Raw genomic sequence first — 15,511 nt, forward strand, 5'->3', positions numbered from 1 at the left:
GGGGTAACGTTCATCCCGCATCCGGTGTCGGCGTGACTCGACTCCGACGCTGCCGCGACGTCAGTTCGCCGACACCCGCTCTTGGGTGGACGGCCGAGTGGGAGGGACTCATGAGCAACCCGTACAACCCCGATCCGTCCCAACCCAATCCGTCGCACCAACCCGCCGGTGATCAGTCCGGTACCGATGGCAAGACCGAGATCGTGAACCTGCCGGGCGGGGCGCCCGGTTCTGATCCGGCCCAAGCAGACCCGTCGCGAGTGGACCCGGCCCAGGCGGATCCGACGAGAATGGCGCCCAATCCGGGAACCGGTCAGCCCCAACAAGGTTCGTATCAGGCGGATCAGTATCAGGCGAACCCGTATCAGCAGAATCCCTATCAGCAGCCGGGGCCGCAGCAGCAGAATCCGTACCAGCAGCCCGGTGTCCAGTCCCCGGGTCAGCCCGCGCAGTCGCAGCCGACCCAGGTCGGTTACCCCGGAGCCCAACCCGGTCAGTACGGACAGCCCGGTCAGTACGGGCAACCCGGCGGACAGCAGGGCTACCCGGCCGCGCCCGGTTACGGTGCACCCGGTCAGCAGGCGCCCGGCCAGCCCGGCGCCGGTCAGTACAGTGCCGGTCAGTACGGCGCCGGTCAGTACGGCGCACCGAATCAACCGGCACAGAATCAGTACGGCCAGAACCCCTATGGCGGCTCGCCGATGGGCGGCGACCAGTTCAGCGGGATGGCGACCGGCAAGTCCAACAAGACGGCGCGGACCTTGATGTTCGCCGGTGGCGGCGCACTGATCCTGATCGCCGCGATCATTCTGATCACGGCGTTCCTCTTCCCCGGCTGGGCCCCCAAGAACCTCGACCAGCAGGCCGCCCAGGACGGCGTCCAGAAAATCCTGAGCGAGGACTACCAGGCCAGTGACGTCAGCAACGTGAAGTGCCCCTCCGGCCAGCGGGTCGAGACCGGGGCCTCGTTCACCTGCTCGGTGACGGTCGGCGGCCAGGACCAGCAGGTGAAGGTGACCTTCATCGACGACGACGGGCGCTACGAGGTCTCCCGACCGAGCTGAGTGCTCAGCCGGCCTGCCGCCAGTACAGGGTCCTCAGCCGGCCTGCGGCCAGGACAGGGCCTTCGCGAGGCGACCCACCGATGCGCCGATGCCGAGTTCCTCGACGAGCTCGGCGAGTGCTGCCGGGTCCGCGGGCGCCGGCGGGAGTGTGTCGGGGCCGCTGTCGATGGTCTCGGCATCAGTGCGCACCGACACCACGGTCCGGGCCGCCTGCAGATAGTCGGCTGACGCCAGCAACGCCTTGCGGCTACGGGTCGGGACGTTCGACGACGGGTCCGCGGCGGCTGCCTCGAGCGCGTCGAGACTTCCGAATTCGGTGATGAGTTTGGCGGCGGTCTTCTCGCCGATACCGGCGACACCGGGTAATCCGTCGGACGGGTCGCCGCGCAACATCGACATCTCCGCGTAGCCGATGCCGGCGCGTTCGGCGGGCACCCCGTACTTCTCGGCCACCTCGCGGGGGCCCATCATCTCCGCTTTCGCCAGCCCGCGGCCGACGTAGAGGACGCGCACCGAGACCGGGTCGTCGGCGACCACCTGGAGAAGGTCGCGATCGCCGCTCACCACGATCACCGGGTCGTCGGCCTCGTCGTAGGCGAGCGTGCCGATGACGTCATCGGCCTCGCAGCCCACCGCGCCGGAGGTGGCGATCCCCGCGGCGGCCAGGACCGCCATGATCATGTCGACCTGCGGGGTGAGTGTGTCGGGCACCTCCTCGACGTCGATGGGATCACCGTCGGCCCCCGTGCCGCCGGCCGGCACCGCCACGCGATGGCCCTTGTACGACGGGATCAGATCGGTCCGGAACGCCGGCCGCCAATCCAGATCGAGGCACACCACCAGCCGCGTCGGACGTTCGCGCTGCACCAGGTTCGCGATGGTGTCGACGAACCCGCGGACCGCGTTCACCGGACGTCCGTCGGGGCTTGTCATCTTCTCCGGCAACGCGAAGAACGACCGGAACCACAGGCTCGCACCGTCGAGCAGCATCAACGAATCCGTCACCCCCACACTCTGTCACCCCGACCGGTCAGGCGTCAGCACCACGTCCACGCTCGCCGGTAGTGTTCGTCGCATGGCATCAGCGACCGGGACATCAGCCACATCGTCAGGAACGGCCCGTACGAGCGCGCCGCCGCTGTTCGCCGCCGACGTCTACCGGGACCGTATGCGTCGTGCCGCCGAGCTCACCCGCGACGCGGGCCTCGACGCGCTGGTGGTCGCGCCCGGTCCCGATCTCCGCTACCTCGTGGGATCGCGAGCCGAGACATTCGAGCGACTCACCGCGCTGGTGATCCCCGCCGCGGGAGAACCCAGGTTGGTCATCGCGCGACTGGAGGTGCCGTCGCTGGCGATGTCGGCGGTCGGCGATCTGGGCATCGAGGTCGCCGATTGGGTCGACGGTGACGACGCGCACGGCCTGGCGCTCGCGGGCCTGACGGCACGCCCGCGAATCGCCGTGTCCGACTCGATGCCGGCACTCCACGTGATCCCGCTCTCCGAACACACCGGGGCCACACCGCAACTGGCGACCGCCGTACTGCGCGAACTGCGAATGATCAAGGACGCCGCCGAGATCGACGCCCTCCGCCGTGCGGGAGCGGCCATCGACCGTGTCCACGCACGCATGGGGGACTGGTTGACACCCGGCCGGACCGAACGGGAGGTCGCCGCGGACATCTCCCGGGCGATACTCGACGAGGGCCACACCGAGGCGGCGTTCATCATCGTCGGCTCCGGCCCCAACGGCGCCGACCCGCATCACGAGTTCTCCGATCGGGTCATCGAGCGCTCCGACATCGTGGTCGTCGACATCGGCGGACCCGTGGAACCGGGCTACAACTCCGACTCGACCCGCACCTACTGCTTCGGCGAGCCGCAGGCCGACATCGCCACCGCCTACGCGGCGCTGCACGAGGCCCAACGGGCGGCCGTCGCGGCGGTCCGACCGGGCGTGCCGGCCTCCACGATCGACGCGGCCGCGCGCGACCTCCTACGGTCCCGAGATCTCGCCGACCACTTCATCCATCGCACGGGGCACGGTATCGGGTTGTCGGTGCACGAGGAGCCCTACATCGTCGACGGCAACGACATCCCACTGCGCGCCGGGATGGCATTCAGCGTCGAGCCGGGGGTCTACTTCTCGGGACGGTGGGGTGCCCGTATCGAGGACATCGTCGTGGTGACCGACGACGGTTGCGAGTCACTCAACAACCGCCCGCACGAGCTGATCCAGCTGTAGCCGCCACGAGGGTCAGCCCAGAGAAGGGTTCGGCCCAGCGGGCGGCTCAGCCCAGGAGTGACCGTGAACCCAGGACCCGTCCGACGCTGATCTCGATCACCACACGTCGTGGGTTCGGCTTCGGCTGCTTGTAGCGGCGCGCATAGCGCTCTTCGGCCTCGCGCACGCGGTCGGGCTCACGGCGGACGGTTGTTGTTCCCTCGAGGGTGATCCAGCGCGGCCCGTCGACGTTCGTGACCGCTGCATACCCGCCGCGTTCGACATTGCGCACCTTCTGGTTGCCATCGGAGGTGATGACCCGCGCCAGGCCGGCCTCGGGGTCCCAGGTGAATCCGACGGCGACGGCGTGCGGCGTGCCGTCGGCGCGCAACGTGGTGAGGGTTCCGAGGTGGCGTTCGGTGAGGAACGCGACCGCGTCGGGTCCGACATCGGCAGCGGTACGTGGCATGGTCTCCACGCTAGCGGCGACGGCGGGGCGCAACGGTGCCGGGGCCGATGCGATACTGCTCGCCATGGCGTTGCGCAGCAGAGCGGCTTCAGACCGGGGTTCCGAGGCGACGGGTTCGCTGGTCCTCTTCGGGGGGCGCAGCGAGATCGGCGTCGCCACCGCCGCCCGGCTCGCGTCGGGTCGCGTCGTGGTGCTCGCCGCGCGACGTCCCGGTGACCTCGTCGCACAGACCGAACGGTTGCTGGCTGCCGGGGCCTCCGCGGTACACACCGTCGCGTTCGACGCCGACGACGTCGACGGTCACCCGGCACTCGTCGACCACCTCATCGAGCAGTACGGGCCGATCGGGGTCGCCATCATCGCCTTCGGCATTCTCGGCGACCAAGCCCGCGCGGAGACCGATGTCAGCCACGCCCTGCAGATCGCGCACACCGACTATTACGCCCACATCAGCGTGCTGACGCCGCTCGCGGCAGCCCTGCGCGCGCAGCGCTCCGGCACCCTCATCGTGTTCTCGTCGGTCGCCGGCATCCGGGTTCGCCGGGCGAACTACGTCTACGGCTCCACCAAGGCCGGACTCGACGGCTTCGCGAGCGGCCTCGCGGATGCGTTGCACGGCAGCGGTGCTCGGCTGTTGTTGGCCCGCCCCGGCTTCGTCGTCGGCGCCATGACGCGGGACCTGATGGCGTCCGGGGTCAAGCCCGCCCCGCTGTCGGTGAACGCCGAACAGGTCGCCGACGCCGTTGCACGCGCCTACCGGAGGGGACGCGGCGAGGTGTGGATCCCGTGGGCACTGCGGCCGCTCTTCGTCGGTATGCGGCTGATGCCTCGTGCGGTGTGGCGGAGACTGCCCCGATGAGCGTCTTGTCGCCGGACTTCGTGGTGGTGGGCATCGGCGCCGACGGGTGGCGCGGACTCGGCGAGGCCGTCCGCGACGAGTTGCGGACGGCGACCGTGATCTACGGTGCCACAAGGCAACTCGACCTCTTGTCCGCCGTTCGCGGAGAGCTGGCGGCCGACCTGCGGCCGTGGCGTTCGCCGATGTCGGCGCATCTCGCGGAGGTCATCGACGAGCCCCGGCCGCATACGGTGCACGTCCTGGCGAGCGGCGACCCGATGTTCCACGGTGTCGGCGCGAGCATCGTGTCACGCGTGGGTGCCGAACGCGTACGCGTGTATCCGGCGGTCTCGAGCGTGAGTCTGGCATGCGCACGACTCGGCTGGGATCTCGCGACGACCCGTGTGGTCAGCACCGTCCGTAACGATCCGTCGGAGGTGCTGTCCGAGGTGACCGGGGGAGCGCGCGTGGTGATCCTGAGCCGGGACGAGGCGACCCCCGCTGCGATCGCCCGTGTGCTGTCGCAGTCGGGCTTCGGAGCATCGACGATGACGGTTCTCGAACAGTTGGGTGGTCCGGACGAGCAGATCCGGCGCGCGACGGCGGACGCGTGGCCGCACCCGCCCGGCGACCCACTGAACATCGTCGCCGTGGAGTGCGCGGGTCCCGGGCGCACGCGGTTGCCCGGCCGCGCCGACGACACCTACGAGCACGACGGCCAGATCACCAAGTCCACGATCCGGGCGCTCACCGTCTGCGCGTTGGAACCCGCGGGCGCCCAGGTGCTCTGGGACATCGGGTCCGGGTCGGGCAGTGTCTCGATCGAGTGGCTGCGCGCCGACGACCGCGGCACGGCCGTCGCCTTCGAACGGGACCCCGAGCGTGCCGACCGGTTGATCCGCAACGCCGGCAGTCACGGGGTGGGGTCGCGTCTGTCGGTCCGGGGACCGGCACCCCAGGCGTTGTCCGGCGCACCTCGTCCCGACGCGGTGTTCATCGGCGGCGGGCTCGACGACGAGATCCTCGCCGGCGCATGGGAATCCCTGCGACCGGCGGGGCGTCTGGTGGTCAACGCGGTCACCGTCGAGAACCAGACCCTCGTGGCACGACGGCACCACGAGCGCGGCGGCACGATGCGCCGCCTGTCGATCGAGACGGCAGCGCCGCTGGGCACCATGACCACCTGGCGGCCCGCCCTGCCGATCGTGCAGTGGGTCGTCGTGAAACCCGACACCACCATCGAGGACACCGGAGCGGCGTCGTGACCGTCTACTTCATCGGGGCCGGTCCGGGCGCACCCGACTTGATCACCCTTCGCGGAGCGCGCGTGCTGGGAAAGTGCTCGACCTGCCTGTATGCGGGTTCACTCGTCCCGACCGAGATGCTGGACCTCTGCCCGGACGGCGCCGAACTGATCGACACCGCGCGGATGCCGTTGTCCGACATCATCGCCCATATCGAGGATGCCCATCGGCGCGGCCACGATGTCGCGCGGCTGCACAGCGGCGACCTCTCGCTCTACTCGGCGATGTCCGAACAGCAGCGCGAACTCGACGCGCGAGGCATCGACCATCAGATCGTGCCCGGGGTGCCGGCATTCGCTGCCGCCGCCGCTGCACTCGACACGGAGCTGACGGTGCCGGGAGTCGGGCAGAGTCTTCTCATCACCCGGGTCTCGACCCTCTCCACCGACATGCCGGCTGGGGAGGACCTCGCCACGCTGGCCGCGACCGGAGTGACTCTCGCCCTACACCTCGCCGCCCATCGGGCCGAGCAGATCGTCGAAGCGCTGTCCCCGTATTACGGCGCCGAGTGTCCGACTGCCACAGTCGCCTTCGCGAGTCGGGACGACGAACTCGTCGTCCGCTGTCCGTTGCGCAGGCTGCCGGAGACCCTCCACGCGGCCGACATCCGCAAGACGGCGGTGATCTTCGTAGGCCGTGTGCTGGACCCCAGCCGGGCCGAGGCCACCGACAGCTATCTCTACTCACACGCACGCATGACCAAACTCCGGGCCGACGGCGGCGGCACGGCGTGACGGGCTACCCCCGCGCGAGCACACGTGTGCTGATCCTGGGTGGCACCGGTGAGGCGCGCGCTCTGGCATCCGCTCTCGACGACACCGGGATCGACGTCATCAGCTCCCTGGCGGGTCGGGTGCAGAACCCGCGTCTTCCGGTCGGGCCGGTCCGGATCGGCGGATTCGGCGGCCCGGAGGGGTTGCGGAAGTGGTTGCTCGACAACGAGATCCGCGCTGTCGTCGACGCCACCCATCCGTTCGCCGCGACCATCACCCGCAACGCCGCACGCGCGACCGAAGATGCGGGCATCCCGTTGCTGCGACTGCGCCGCGAACCCTGGAGTCCGGGCACGGCCGATCGATGGATCCGGGTACCCGATCTGCCGTCCGCCGCTGCGGAGGTCGCCCGCAGAGGAACGCGAGTGCTGCTCACCACGGGCCGCCAGGACGTCGGCGTGTTCGCCGACATCGACACCGCATGGTTCCTGATCCGGGTCGTCGACCCGCCCACCGCGGCACTGCCCCCGAATCATGCGCTGCTGCGGTCGCGTGGACCCTACGACCACGCCTCCGAGTCGGCGCTGTTGCGCGACAACGACATCGACCTGCTCGTCACCAAGAACAGCGGCGGCGCGCTCACCGAGGCAAAACTCTCCGCCGCCGCGGACCTCGGGATCGACGTCGTCATGGTCGACAGACCCGCGGAGCCGGACTCGACCGCGGTGTCCGACGTCGGAGCGGCCCGGGAGTGGCTCGAGCGCCTACTCGACTGACACCTGTTCGGACGGGACCCGTTCGGTCTCGGCGAGCGATGTCTCGACGGGTGCAGGGGTGATGGGTGCAGGGGAGTCGGACGCAGGGTCGTCGACGGGGGAGTGGCTACGGGGTGTGAAGACCAGGGTCCCCCCGGCCCGCGGTACGACCCGCGTCGCCGACGATCCGACGATGATCATCGTGCGCATGTCGACGACCGCGGGATCGAACTCGGCGACGGTCGTCGTCGTGAGGGACTGCTCCGGCCCGCCGACGTCCCGTCCGAGCACGATCACGCGGTCATCGGACACCGTCTGCGTCAAAGTGTGTTGGAGAGCCCCGACCTGCCACGTGCGGCTGGCCGACCCGGGGTTGTAGATCGCGATCACCAGATCGGCGGCGAGCGCCGCACGGATCCGACGGTCGATCACCGACCACGGCTTCAGGCGGTCCGAGAGGGAGATGACCGCGAAGTCGTGCCCGAGCGGTGCGCCGACCGCGGCTGCGACGGCGGTCGCGGCGGTCACTCCTGGCACCACCCGCACCGGGACGTCGTGCCAGCGGGGTTGCGCGGCCACCTCGGCGACGGCGGCGGCCATGGCGAACACACCGGGATCACCCGACGACACCACCGCGACGCGGGCACCGCGACGGGCGAGGTCGAGCGCGAACTCCGCGCGTTCGGCCTCGACGCGGTTGTCGCTGGCGTGCACGCGCTGTCCGGGTCGGGGAGTGACCCGCTTGAGGTAGGTCGTGTAACCGACCAGGTCGGTGGCCGTCGCCAGTTCGGTGCGCACCTGCGGAGTGGTCCAGCTGTCGTGTCCGGGGCCGAGACCCACGACGACGACCTCACCGGGCACCGGCTGCGGCTCGAACTTCGGATTGTTGCGCCGGCCGGGCACCACCACGATCGAGAAGTACGGCACCTCACTGGGAATCACCTCGGCCGCGGGGAGGACCCGTTCGACGGTCGTCGACGCGCGTTCGACGTAGAACGCCTCGTCGAGTCGACCCGCCTCGCGCAGCGCATCCCGCACCCGCTCGAAGGTCCGGCCCAGCTTCATCACCACGATCGCGTCCGCGGAACGGAACCGGAACAGCAGCTCCGTCCTCGACGCGGTGCCCGGGACGACGGTCAGCGTCTCCTCGCCCTCCACCAGGGGCACGCCGGTCGCTGCCGAGGCCGCGCTCACCGACGTCACACCGGGCACGATCTGAGCGTCGAAGTGCGGCGACAACCGTTTGTGCATGTGCATGTAGGAGCTGTAGAACAGTGGGTCGCCCTCGGCGAGGAGGACCACGTCACGGCCGGCACGCAGGTGCACCGCCAGCCGTTCCGCGCTCTCGGCGTAGAAGTCGTCGAGGGCTCCCTGGTAGCCACCGGGGTGATCGGTGGTCTCGGTGGTGACCGGGTACATCAGGCGTTCTTCGGTCTGGCCCTCACGCAGGTAGGGTTCGGCGACCGATCGGGCGATGCTGTTGCCATGGCGCGCAGAGTGATACGCGATGACGTCGGCGGTGCTGATCAGCCGGGCGGCCTTGACCGTCATCAGCTCGCTGTCGCCGGGGCCCAACCCGATACCGCACAATTTGCCCGCGCCGGGGGCCGCCGGAGCCGTGGCGTTCGCGTGATGCGTTGTGCTGGGGGAGTGTTCGGGATTCACGGGTCGGATCTCATTCCTGCGGGGTGGCGAGCGCGTTGAGGGCAGCGGCGGTGATCGCCGAGCCGCCGCGCCGCCCGGTGACGGTGATGAACTCGAGGTCGTCGCGGTCGGCGAGCGCTGCACAGGACTCGACGGCACCCACGAAACCGACTGGGGCGCCGACGATCGCGGCCGGCCTCGGTGCGCCGTCGTCGATCATGTCGAGCAGGGCGAACAGAGCGGTCGGGGCGTTGCCGATCGCCACGACGGCACCCTCGAGGCGGGGCCGCCAGAACTCGAGTGCGGCAGCGGTCCGCGTCGTTCCCATCTGCTCGGCGAGCGACGGCAGCGACGGCTCCGACAGATAACAGAGCACCTCGTTGTCGGCGGGGAGCCGCTTGCGAGTGACGCCGGAGGCGACCATCGACGCATCACACAGGATGGGTGCGCCGGCTTCGAGCGCGCCGCGTGCGGCCGTGACGACACCGGCTGTGGCGACCACGTCGCGGGTGAGGTCGGTCTGCCCGCACGCGTGGATCATTCGCACGACGACGGTCGCGACATCGGGGGCGAACGCGGAGAGATCGGATTCGGCGCGGATCGTGGCGAAAGACTGGCGATAGATCGCAGCGCCGTCGCGCAGGTACTCGGTCATGGTGCTGACGAGCCTAACGGCGCCGCCGTTCGTATCCGCCTTCGGGCGTGGCCTCGACGAACAGATGCGTCGTGGCCGGGGAGCCACAACCCCGCTCACACCCCACCCAGTGTTCGCGCTCCTCGAGCGGTTCGCCGCCGCGTGCCCGGGACACGAGGTCCTCTCGGACCGGTGCGTGCGCGGAGGCGCAGCCGGGCGCTCCGACACAGCAGCTCAGACGCGCCCAGGGCGAGGCGGCGTCGAAGATCAGACCCATCGGGGCGAGCACCCGCACGACGGTCTCGGCGACGCCCTCGTCGAGATCGCACATGAGGATCTCGCGGTCCGGGGTGAAGATTACCGGCGCCTGCACCGCGGCGATGAACTCGGCGAGGCGCGCGGGCAGCCGCCCGAGCTCGACGACCGCGCCCAGCAGGACCGCTCCGTCGTCCTGGTCGAACCAGCCCACGATGGGGTCGGCCGGTGTGGGTTCGCCCGCTGACGGGTCGACGAGCAGATCCGACGAGCCGACGACGGGGTCGAGCCCGGCCCCGGCGAGAGTCTCGAGATCGAGCCGTTCGGCTGCGCCGAGGTCTTTCACCCGCCACGCGCCCGGCGACACCCGGCCCAGGCCTGCGGCGACGGCCATCAGTGCGGTGACGATCGCGTCGGGTCCGGACGCCGATCCGATCGGATCACCGCCGACGAGGATGTCGGCGGTCAGCGGTGCGTCACCGCGGACGAGTGCGCAGGCATCCGGGCGGCGGGCGACGATGTCGCCGCGGCCGTCGTCGATACCGAAGAGGAACCGGCCGGAGAGCGTGGCCGACGCGGGGTCGGATCGCAGTGTGTCGTCGAGCGCCGCGGCCAGCGGGCGGGCGTCAGCGACGCCCCCGATCCGGCCGGTCAGCGGACTGACCTCGATGTTGCGCACCTTGTCGTGGCTCGCGCTCGGGGCGAGGCCCGCGGCGACCACCGCCTCGGCGACGGCATCGACATCGGTGATCCCGCGTAGCTGCACGTTGCCGCGGACCGTCAGTTCGAGGTGACCGTCGGCGTGCGCCGCGGCCGCCTGCGCCAGGAGCTCGAGCTGATCTGGCCGGATCCGACCGCCCGGAAGCCGGATGCGGGCCAGGGCGCCATCGGCCGCCGCATGCGTGCTGAACACCCCGGGGCAACGGTCGGCGGCGTCCCGGACTCGCTGGTTCATCCCACCAGCCTACGACCGGTCCCGGCGGTGGCCGTAGGCTGAACGCACCGCGAGCGGGCTGAAGCCGGTGGAATTCCGGCGCGGTCGCGCCACTGTGATCGGGGCCCGGGCATCGACGCCGGGGCAACCGGAAGTCAGACCAGTCCCTCGCACTCCACCGCCACACGGCACGACACGCACCCGGGCGCGACAACCCGGCGAGGAGACACGATGATTCTGCTGCTCTCGACCTCGGACACAGATCTGCTGACGGCCTCGGCCGCGCACGACCCGGAACCCGGTTCGGCACTCGCCCCGGTCGCGTACCGCGGGGCCAACCCGTCGCGCATCCTGATCGACGACATCGCCGGCCTGGCCGCGGACGCCGACCTGATCGTCGTGCGCATCCTGGGCGGCGTGCGGGCCTGGGAAGACGGGCTCGCCGCGGTCGAGGCGACCGGGAAGCCGCTCGTCGTGTGTTCCGGCGAGCAGCAGCCGGACCCCGATCTCATGGCGCACTCCACGGTGCCCGCGGGCGTCGCCACGCAGGCCCACGACTATCTCGCCGCGGGCGGTGTCGCGAACCTGGTCAACCTGCACCACTTCCTGTCCGACACCGTCCTGCTCACGGGCAACGGCTTCGAACCCCCGCAGCAGACCCCCGCGTGGGGAGTGCTCGAACGCACCCCGATCCCTGAGGTGCGAGGAGCGCAGGCAGGGCGTTCTCCGATCCCTGAGGTGCGAGGAGCGCAAGCCGGGCGTTCCCCGATCCCTGAGGTGCGAGGAGCGCAAGCGACGAGCCTCGAAGGGCCCCACTCCGACGCCCCGACCATCGCGGTCCTCTACTACCGCGCCCAGCATCTGGCGGGCAACACCCGCTACATCGACGCGCTCTGCGACGCCATCGAGGCGAAGGGCGCGCGAGCGCTGCCGATCTTCTGCGCCTCGCTGCGCACCGCGCCCGACGACCTTCTCGAGCTGCTCGGCACCGCCGACGCCCTCGTGGTCACCGTGCTGGCCGCTGGCGGCGCCACCCCGGCGACCGCATCGGCCGGCGGCGACGACGACGCGTGGAACATCGAACGGCTCGCCGCACTCGACGTCCCGATCCTGCAGGGCCTGTGCCTCACCGGGTCGCGCGCGGACTGGGACGACAGCGACGACGGCCTGTCGCCGCTCGACGTCGCCACACAGGTCGCCGTGCCCGAGTTCGACGGCCGCATCATCACCGTGCCGTTCTCCTTCAAGGAGTTCGATGACGACGGATTGCCCTGGTACCAGCCGGATCTCGAGCGTTGCGCGCGGGTGGCGGGCATCGCCACCGCCCACGCCCGGCTGCGTCGGACACCGGCCGCGGACAAGCGGATCGCGGTCATGCTGTCGGCGTATCCGACCAAACACGCACGGATCGGCAACGCCGTCGGCCTCGACACCCCGCGCAGCCTGTTGCGCCTGCTCGCCGCGATGCGCGACGCCGGTTACGACATCGGGCCCGAGGTGGGACCCGAGGCCATTCCCGGTCTCGCCGAAGACGATTCGGACAAGCTGATCCACGAGATCATCGCCACCGGCGGTCAGGATGCCGACTGGCTGACCGAGGAGACCCTGGCGGCCAATCCGATCCGGCTGTCAGCCCACGACTATCGCACCTGGTTCGACACCCTGCCCGAGGGTCTGCGCGAGGCCGTCACCGAGCACTGGGGTCCCGCGCCCGGCGAGCTCTTCGTCGATCGCACACACAATCCCGATGGCGACATCGTCATCGCGGCACTGACATTCGGCAACGTCGCGATCATGGTGCAGCCGCCGCGTGGCTTCGGCGAGAACCCCGTTGCGATCTACCACGATCCCGATCTGCCGCCGTCGCACCACTACCTGGCCTCGTACCGATGGCTGGCCGCCCACGACACCGGTTTCGGCGCCGACGCGATCGTGCACGTCGGCAAGCACGGCAACCTCGAGTGGCTCCCCGGCAAGAACCTGGGGATGTCGGCGAACTGCGGTTCCGACGCCGCGCTCGGCGACCTGCCGCTGGTCTACCCGTTCCTCGTCAACGACCCGGGGGAGGGCACCCAGGCCAAACGGCGCGCGCATGCGGTGCTGGTCGATCACCTGATCCCGCCGATGGCGAGGGCCGAATCCTACGGCGACATCGCACGTCTCGAGCAACTGCTCGACGAACACGCCAACATCTCCGCACTCGACCCGGCGAAACTGCCGGCCATCCGACAGCAGATCTGGACGCTGCTGACCGCGGCGAAGATGGACTCCGACCTCGGGCTGACCGAACGCCCCGACGAAGAGGTCTTCGACGACATGCTGTTGCACGTCGACGGCTGGCTCTGCGAGATCAAAGACGTCCAGATCCGCGACGGCCTGCACGTCCTGGGCGAACCGCCGCGCGACGACGCCGAGGTCGACCTCGTGCTCGCGATGCTGCGGGCCCGCCAGTTGTGGGGCGGGACGTCCGCGCTACCGGGCCTGCGCGAGGCCCTCGGACTCGTCGAGGACGGGTCGGCCGAACGCAACACCGTCGACGCGGTCGAGGTCCAGGCGCGCGAACTCGTCGCGGCGTGCGCGAAGGACGACTGGTCGGCGACCGCCGTCGCCGAGGCCACCCGCGGCCTGCCCGACGCGGTGGGCGACGTGCTCCGCTTCGCCGCGACCGAGGTGGTCCCGCGCCTGCGTCAGACCACGGGCGAGGTGCCCCGCGTGCTGCACGCACTGAACGGCGGCTTCATCCCGGCCGGGCCGAGCGGCTCGCCACTGCGGGGACTCATCAACGTGCTGCCCACCGGCCGCAACTTCTACTCGGTGGACCCCAAGGCGGTGCCGTCGCGACTCGCGTGGGAAACCGGTCGAGCGATGGCCGATTCACTGCTCGAGCGCTATCTCACCGACCACGGCGAGTACCCGCCATCGGTGGGGCTCTCGGTGTGGGGGACGAGCGCGATGCGCACCTCGGGTGACGACGTCGCGGAGGTGCTCGCACTGCTCGGCGTCATGCCCGTCTGGGATGAGATGTCGCGCCGTGTGTCCTCGCTGGAGCTCATCGGCCTCGAGGAACTCGGACGCCCGCGCATCGACGTCACCGTCCGCATCTCCGGGTTCTTCCGGGACGCCTTCCCGCACGTGGTGACGATGCTCGACGACGCCGTCGCGCTGGCCGCCGCCGCGGACGAACCCGACGAGCAGAACTTCGTCGCCGCCCATGTGCGCGCCGCGATGACCGACCACGGTGACCGGCGCCGAGCGATCACCCGCGTCTTCGGCTCGAAGCCCGGCACGTACGGCGCCGGGATCCTCCAACTGATCGACTCGCGCGAGTGGCGCAGTGACGAGGACCTGGCCCGCGTCTACACCGAATGGGGTGGTTACGCCTACGGCCGCGACCTCGACGGCGTACCGGCCGTCGACGACATGCGCGCCGCCTACAAGCGGATCGCCGTCGCCGCGAAGAACACCGACACCCGCGAACACGACATCGCCGACTCCGACGACTACTTCCAGTACCACGGCGGGATGGTGGCCACGGTGCGAGCGCTCACCGGGAAGTCGCCGGAGGCCTACATCGGTGACAGCACGCGTCCCGATTCGGTCCGCACCCGCACGCTGTCCGAGGAGACCTCGCGGGTCTTCCGCGCCCGCGTCGTCAACCCGCGGTGGATCTCGGCGATGCAACGCCACGGCTACAAGGGTGCGTTCGAGATGGCCGCCACGGTGGACTATCTCTTCGGCTACGACGCGACCACGGACGTGGTCGCCGACTGGATGTACGAGAAGCTCACCGAGTCCTACGTGCTCGACGAGACCAACCAGCAGTTCATGCAGCAATCGAATCCGTGGGCGCTGCACGGCATCGCGGAGCGTCTGCTCGAAGCCGTCGAGCGCGACATGTGGCGCGAACCACCCGCCGAACTGCTCGATGCGCTGCGCAGTGTCTACCTGCAGACCGAGGGAGACATCGAGGGCCGGGGCGAGGACACCTCCGCCGGCTGAGCCCGACTCGTTCCGCCGGCTGGCCGGTCTCGTTCCGCCGGCTGAGCCTGTCGAAGCCCTCGGGAGAAAATCCGGCATCTCGTTCGTTGACCAGAAGAACGCAGACGTCAACGGGTACCGCATCGGTACCGAAGGACAGGTGAAGCACCATGGCTCTCCGCTACCTCGCTGTCTACGCAGTGCTGGAGATCGCCGCTTTCGTAGCGATGGTCATGACCCTCGGCTTCGGTTGGGCGGTGCTGATCAGCATCGCGGCCGTCGTCATCGGCCTGCTCACCCTGCAGTGGCAGGGCCGCAAGGTGTTCGGTGAGCTCGGCCGGGCCGCCCGCAACGAGGTCGACGCACGCGCCCCGCTCGCCGACACCGCACTCGTCGCGGCGTCGACCCTGCTGCTGATCGTGCCCGGGGTTGTCACCACCGCGGCCGGAATCCTCCTGCTGTTCCCCCCCACCCGACGCGTGCTGCGCCCCGTCGTGCTGGCCGCGGGCGAACGGCGGGTCGCCACCGCGATGGACCGCGCCGGCATGTACGCCACCGGGCTCTACGGACGTGGCGCGACGGTCGTCGAGGGTTCGGTGGTGGAATCCGACACCACCGGGCACGGCGGCCCCGGAGCACAGCCGGGCGTTCCCAGGCTCCCGCAGGGTCACTGAGGTCGACCGCCGGGCTGCAAGGCACACT

General features: G+C 70.2%; 13 protein-coding genes and 1 riboswitch. Of the genes, 8 read left to right on the forward strand and 5 right to left on the reverse strand.

Annotated elements, in window-relative coordinates:
* The first annotated feature begins 110 nt into the window (after positions 1-110).
* On the forward strand, positions 111-1,064 hold the full coding sequence (locus MAY35_RS03855; RefSeq protein ID WP_238419427.1) for a DUF4333 domain-containing protein: 954 nt from the start codon (positions 111-113) through the stop codon (positions 1,062-1,064).
* Between the two features lie 33 nt (positions 1,065-1,097).
* Here the strand turns inward: MAY35_RS03855 and MAY35_RS03860 are convergent, their stop codons facing one another.
* On the reverse strand, positions 1,098-2,054 hold the full coding sequence (locus tag MAY35_RS03860) for a 5'-3' exonuclease (protein WP_238419792.1): 957 nt from the start codon (positions 2,052-2,054) through the stop codon (positions 1,098-1,100).
* Positions 2,055-2,139: 85 nt separating this feature from the next.
* Between MAY35_RS03860 and MAY35_RS03865 the strand changes: the two genes are divergently transcribed.
* Entirely contained in the window at positions 2,140-3,306 is a 1,167-nt protein-coding gene (locus MAY35_RS03865; protein ID WP_374237920.1) for a M24 family metallopeptidase, read from the forward strand.
* 46 nt (positions 3,307-3,352) lie between these two features.
* Here MAY35_RS03865 and MAY35_RS03870 read toward each other — a convergent pair whose 3' ends face one another.
* Positions 3,353-3,754: a PPOX class F420-dependent oxidoreductase gene (locus tag MAY35_RS03870; protein WP_238419428.1), complete on the reverse strand. Its 402-nt coding sequence runs from the start codon at positions 3,752-3,754 to the stop codon at positions 3,353-3,355.
* Positions 3,755-3,818: 64 nt separating this feature from the next.
* Between MAY35_RS03870 and MAY35_RS03875 the strand changes: the two genes are divergently transcribed.
* The 4 genes from MAY35_RS03875 to MAY35_RS03890 are packed head-to-tail and all read left to right on the forward strand — an operon-like array spanning position 3,819 to position 7,385.
* A complete protein-coding gene (locus tag MAY35_RS03875) occupies positions 3,819-4,613 on the forward strand; it encodes an SDR family NAD(P)-dependent oxidoreductase (protein WP_238419796.1) in 795 nt (264 codons plus the stop codon).
* Positions 4,610-5,857 (forward strand): precorrin-6y C5,15-methyltransferase (decarboxylating) subunit CbiE, encoded by a 1,248-nt coding sequence (gene cbiE / locus MAY35_RS03880; RefSeq protein WP_238419430.1) that lies wholly within the window; start codon positions 4,610-4,612, stop codon positions 5,855-5,857. The genes MAY35_RS03875 and cbiE overlap by 4 nt, the downstream gene beginning before the upstream one ends.
* Positions 5,854-6,630 (forward strand): precorrin-4 C(11)-methyltransferase, encoded by a 777-nt coding sequence (gene cobM, locus MAY35_RS03885; protein WP_238419431.1) that lies wholly within the window; start codon positions 5,854-5,856, stop codon positions 6,628-6,630. Before cbiE ends, cobM begins: the two co-directional genes overlap by 4 nt.
* Complete coding sequence (locus MAY35_RS03890) at positions 6,627-7,385, forward strand: cobalt-precorrin-6A reductase (RefSeq protein WP_238419433.1); 759 nt, start codon at positions 6,627-6,629, stop codon at positions 7,383-7,385. Before cobM ends, MAY35_RS03890 begins: the two co-directional genes overlap by 4 nt.
* On the opposite strand, the gene cobJ is transcribed toward MAY35_RS03890, so the two are convergent.
* From cobJ to MAY35_RS03905, 3 genes are all read right to left on the reverse strand, one after another.
* Positions 7,374-8,954 carry a precorrin-3B C(17)-methyltransferase gene (gene cobJ / locus MAY35_RS03895; RefSeq protein ID WP_281063086.1) on the reverse strand — a complete coding sequence of 527 codons (1,581 nt, stop codon included), beginning with the start codon at positions 8,952-8,954 and terminating at the stop codon, positions 7,374-7,376. The genes MAY35_RS03890 and cobJ overlap by 12 nt on opposite strands.
* An 85-nt stretch (positions 8,955-9,039) precedes the next feature.
* Positions 9,040-9,663, reverse strand: a complete 624-nt coding sequence (locus tag MAY35_RS03900) for a precorrin-8X methylmutase (protein ID WP_238419435.1) — start codon at positions 9,661-9,663, stop codon at positions 9,040-9,042.
* 13 nt (positions 9,664-9,676) lie between these two features.
* Complete coding sequence (locus MAY35_RS03905) at positions 9,677-10,852, reverse strand: nitrite/sulfite reductase (protein WP_238419440.1); 1,176 nt, start codon at positions 10,850-10,852, stop codon at positions 9,677-9,679.
* Positions 10,853-10,912: 60 nt separating this feature from the next.
* Positions 10,913-10,994, forward strand: a riboswitch (cobalamin riboswitch).
* Between the two features lie 68 nt (positions 10,995-11,062).
* Between MAY35_RS03905 and MAY35_RS03910 the strand changes: the two genes are divergently transcribed.
* Together MAY35_RS03910 and MAY35_RS03915 are read left to right on the forward strand one after the other, a co-directional pair.
* Positions 11,063-14,830 (forward strand): cobaltochelatase subunit CobN, encoded by a 3,768-nt coding sequence (locus MAY35_RS03910; protein ID WP_238419442.1) that lies wholly within the window; start codon positions 11,063-11,065, stop codon positions 14,828-14,830.
* Between the two features lie 149 nt (positions 14,831-14,979).
* Positions 14,980-15,483: an FxsA family protein gene (locus MAY35_RS03915; protein ID WP_238419443.1), complete on the forward strand. Its 504-nt coding sequence runs from the start codon at positions 14,980-14,982 to the stop codon at positions 15,481-15,483.
* The last annotated feature ends 28 nt before the right edge of the window (positions 15,484-15,511 follow it).

Source organism: Gordonia sp. 'Campus' (assembly GCF_022206305.1).
GTDB lineage: Bacteria > Actinomycetota > Actinomycetes > Mycobacteriales > Mycobacteriaceae > Gordonia.

What these genes read in the sequence shown, in the direction of transcription:
- MAY35_RS03855 (WP_238419427.1), top strand. Translation starts at nt 111, where the DNA reads ATGAGCAACCCGTACAACCCCGATCCGTCCCAACCCAATCCGTCGCAC.
- MAY35_RS03860 (WP_238419792.1), bottom strand. Translation starts at nt 2,054, where the DNA reads ATGCTGCTCGACGGTGCGAGCCTGTGGTTCCGGTCGTTCTTCGCGTTG.
- MAY35_RS03865 (WP_374237920.1), top strand. Translation starts at nt 2,140, where the DNA reads ATGGCATCAGCGACCGGGACATCAGCCACATCGTCAGGAACGGCCCGT.
- MAY35_RS03870 (WP_238419428.1), bottom strand. Translation starts at nt 3,754, where the DNA reads ATGCCACGTACCGCTGCCGATGTCGGACCCGACGCGGTCGCGTTCCTC.
- MAY35_RS03875 (WP_238419796.1), top strand. Translation starts at nt 3,819, where the DNA reads ATGGCGTTGCGCAGCAGAGCGGCTTCAGACCGGGGTTCCGAGGCGACG.
- cbiE (WP_238419430.1), top strand. Translation starts at nt 4,610, where the DNA reads ATGAGCGTCTTGTCGCCGGACTTCGTGGTGGTGGGCATCGGCGCCGAC.
- MAY35_RS03900 (WP_238419435.1), bottom strand. Translation starts at nt 9,663, where the DNA reads ATGACCGAGTACCTGCGCGACGGCGCTGCGATCTATCGCCAGTCTTTC.
- MAY35_RS03905 (WP_238419440.1), bottom strand. Translation starts at nt 10,852, where the DNA reads ATGAACCAGCGAGTCCGGGACGCCGCCGACCGTTGCCCCGGGGTGTTC.
- MAY35_RS03910 (WP_238419442.1), top strand. Translation starts at nt 11,063, where the DNA reads ATGATTCTGCTGCTCTCGACCTCGGACACAGATCTGCTGACGGCCTCG.
- MAY35_RS03915 (WP_238419443.1), top strand. Translation starts at nt 14,980, where the DNA reads ATGGCTCTCCGCTACCTCGCTGTCTACGCAGTGCTGGAGATCGCCGCT.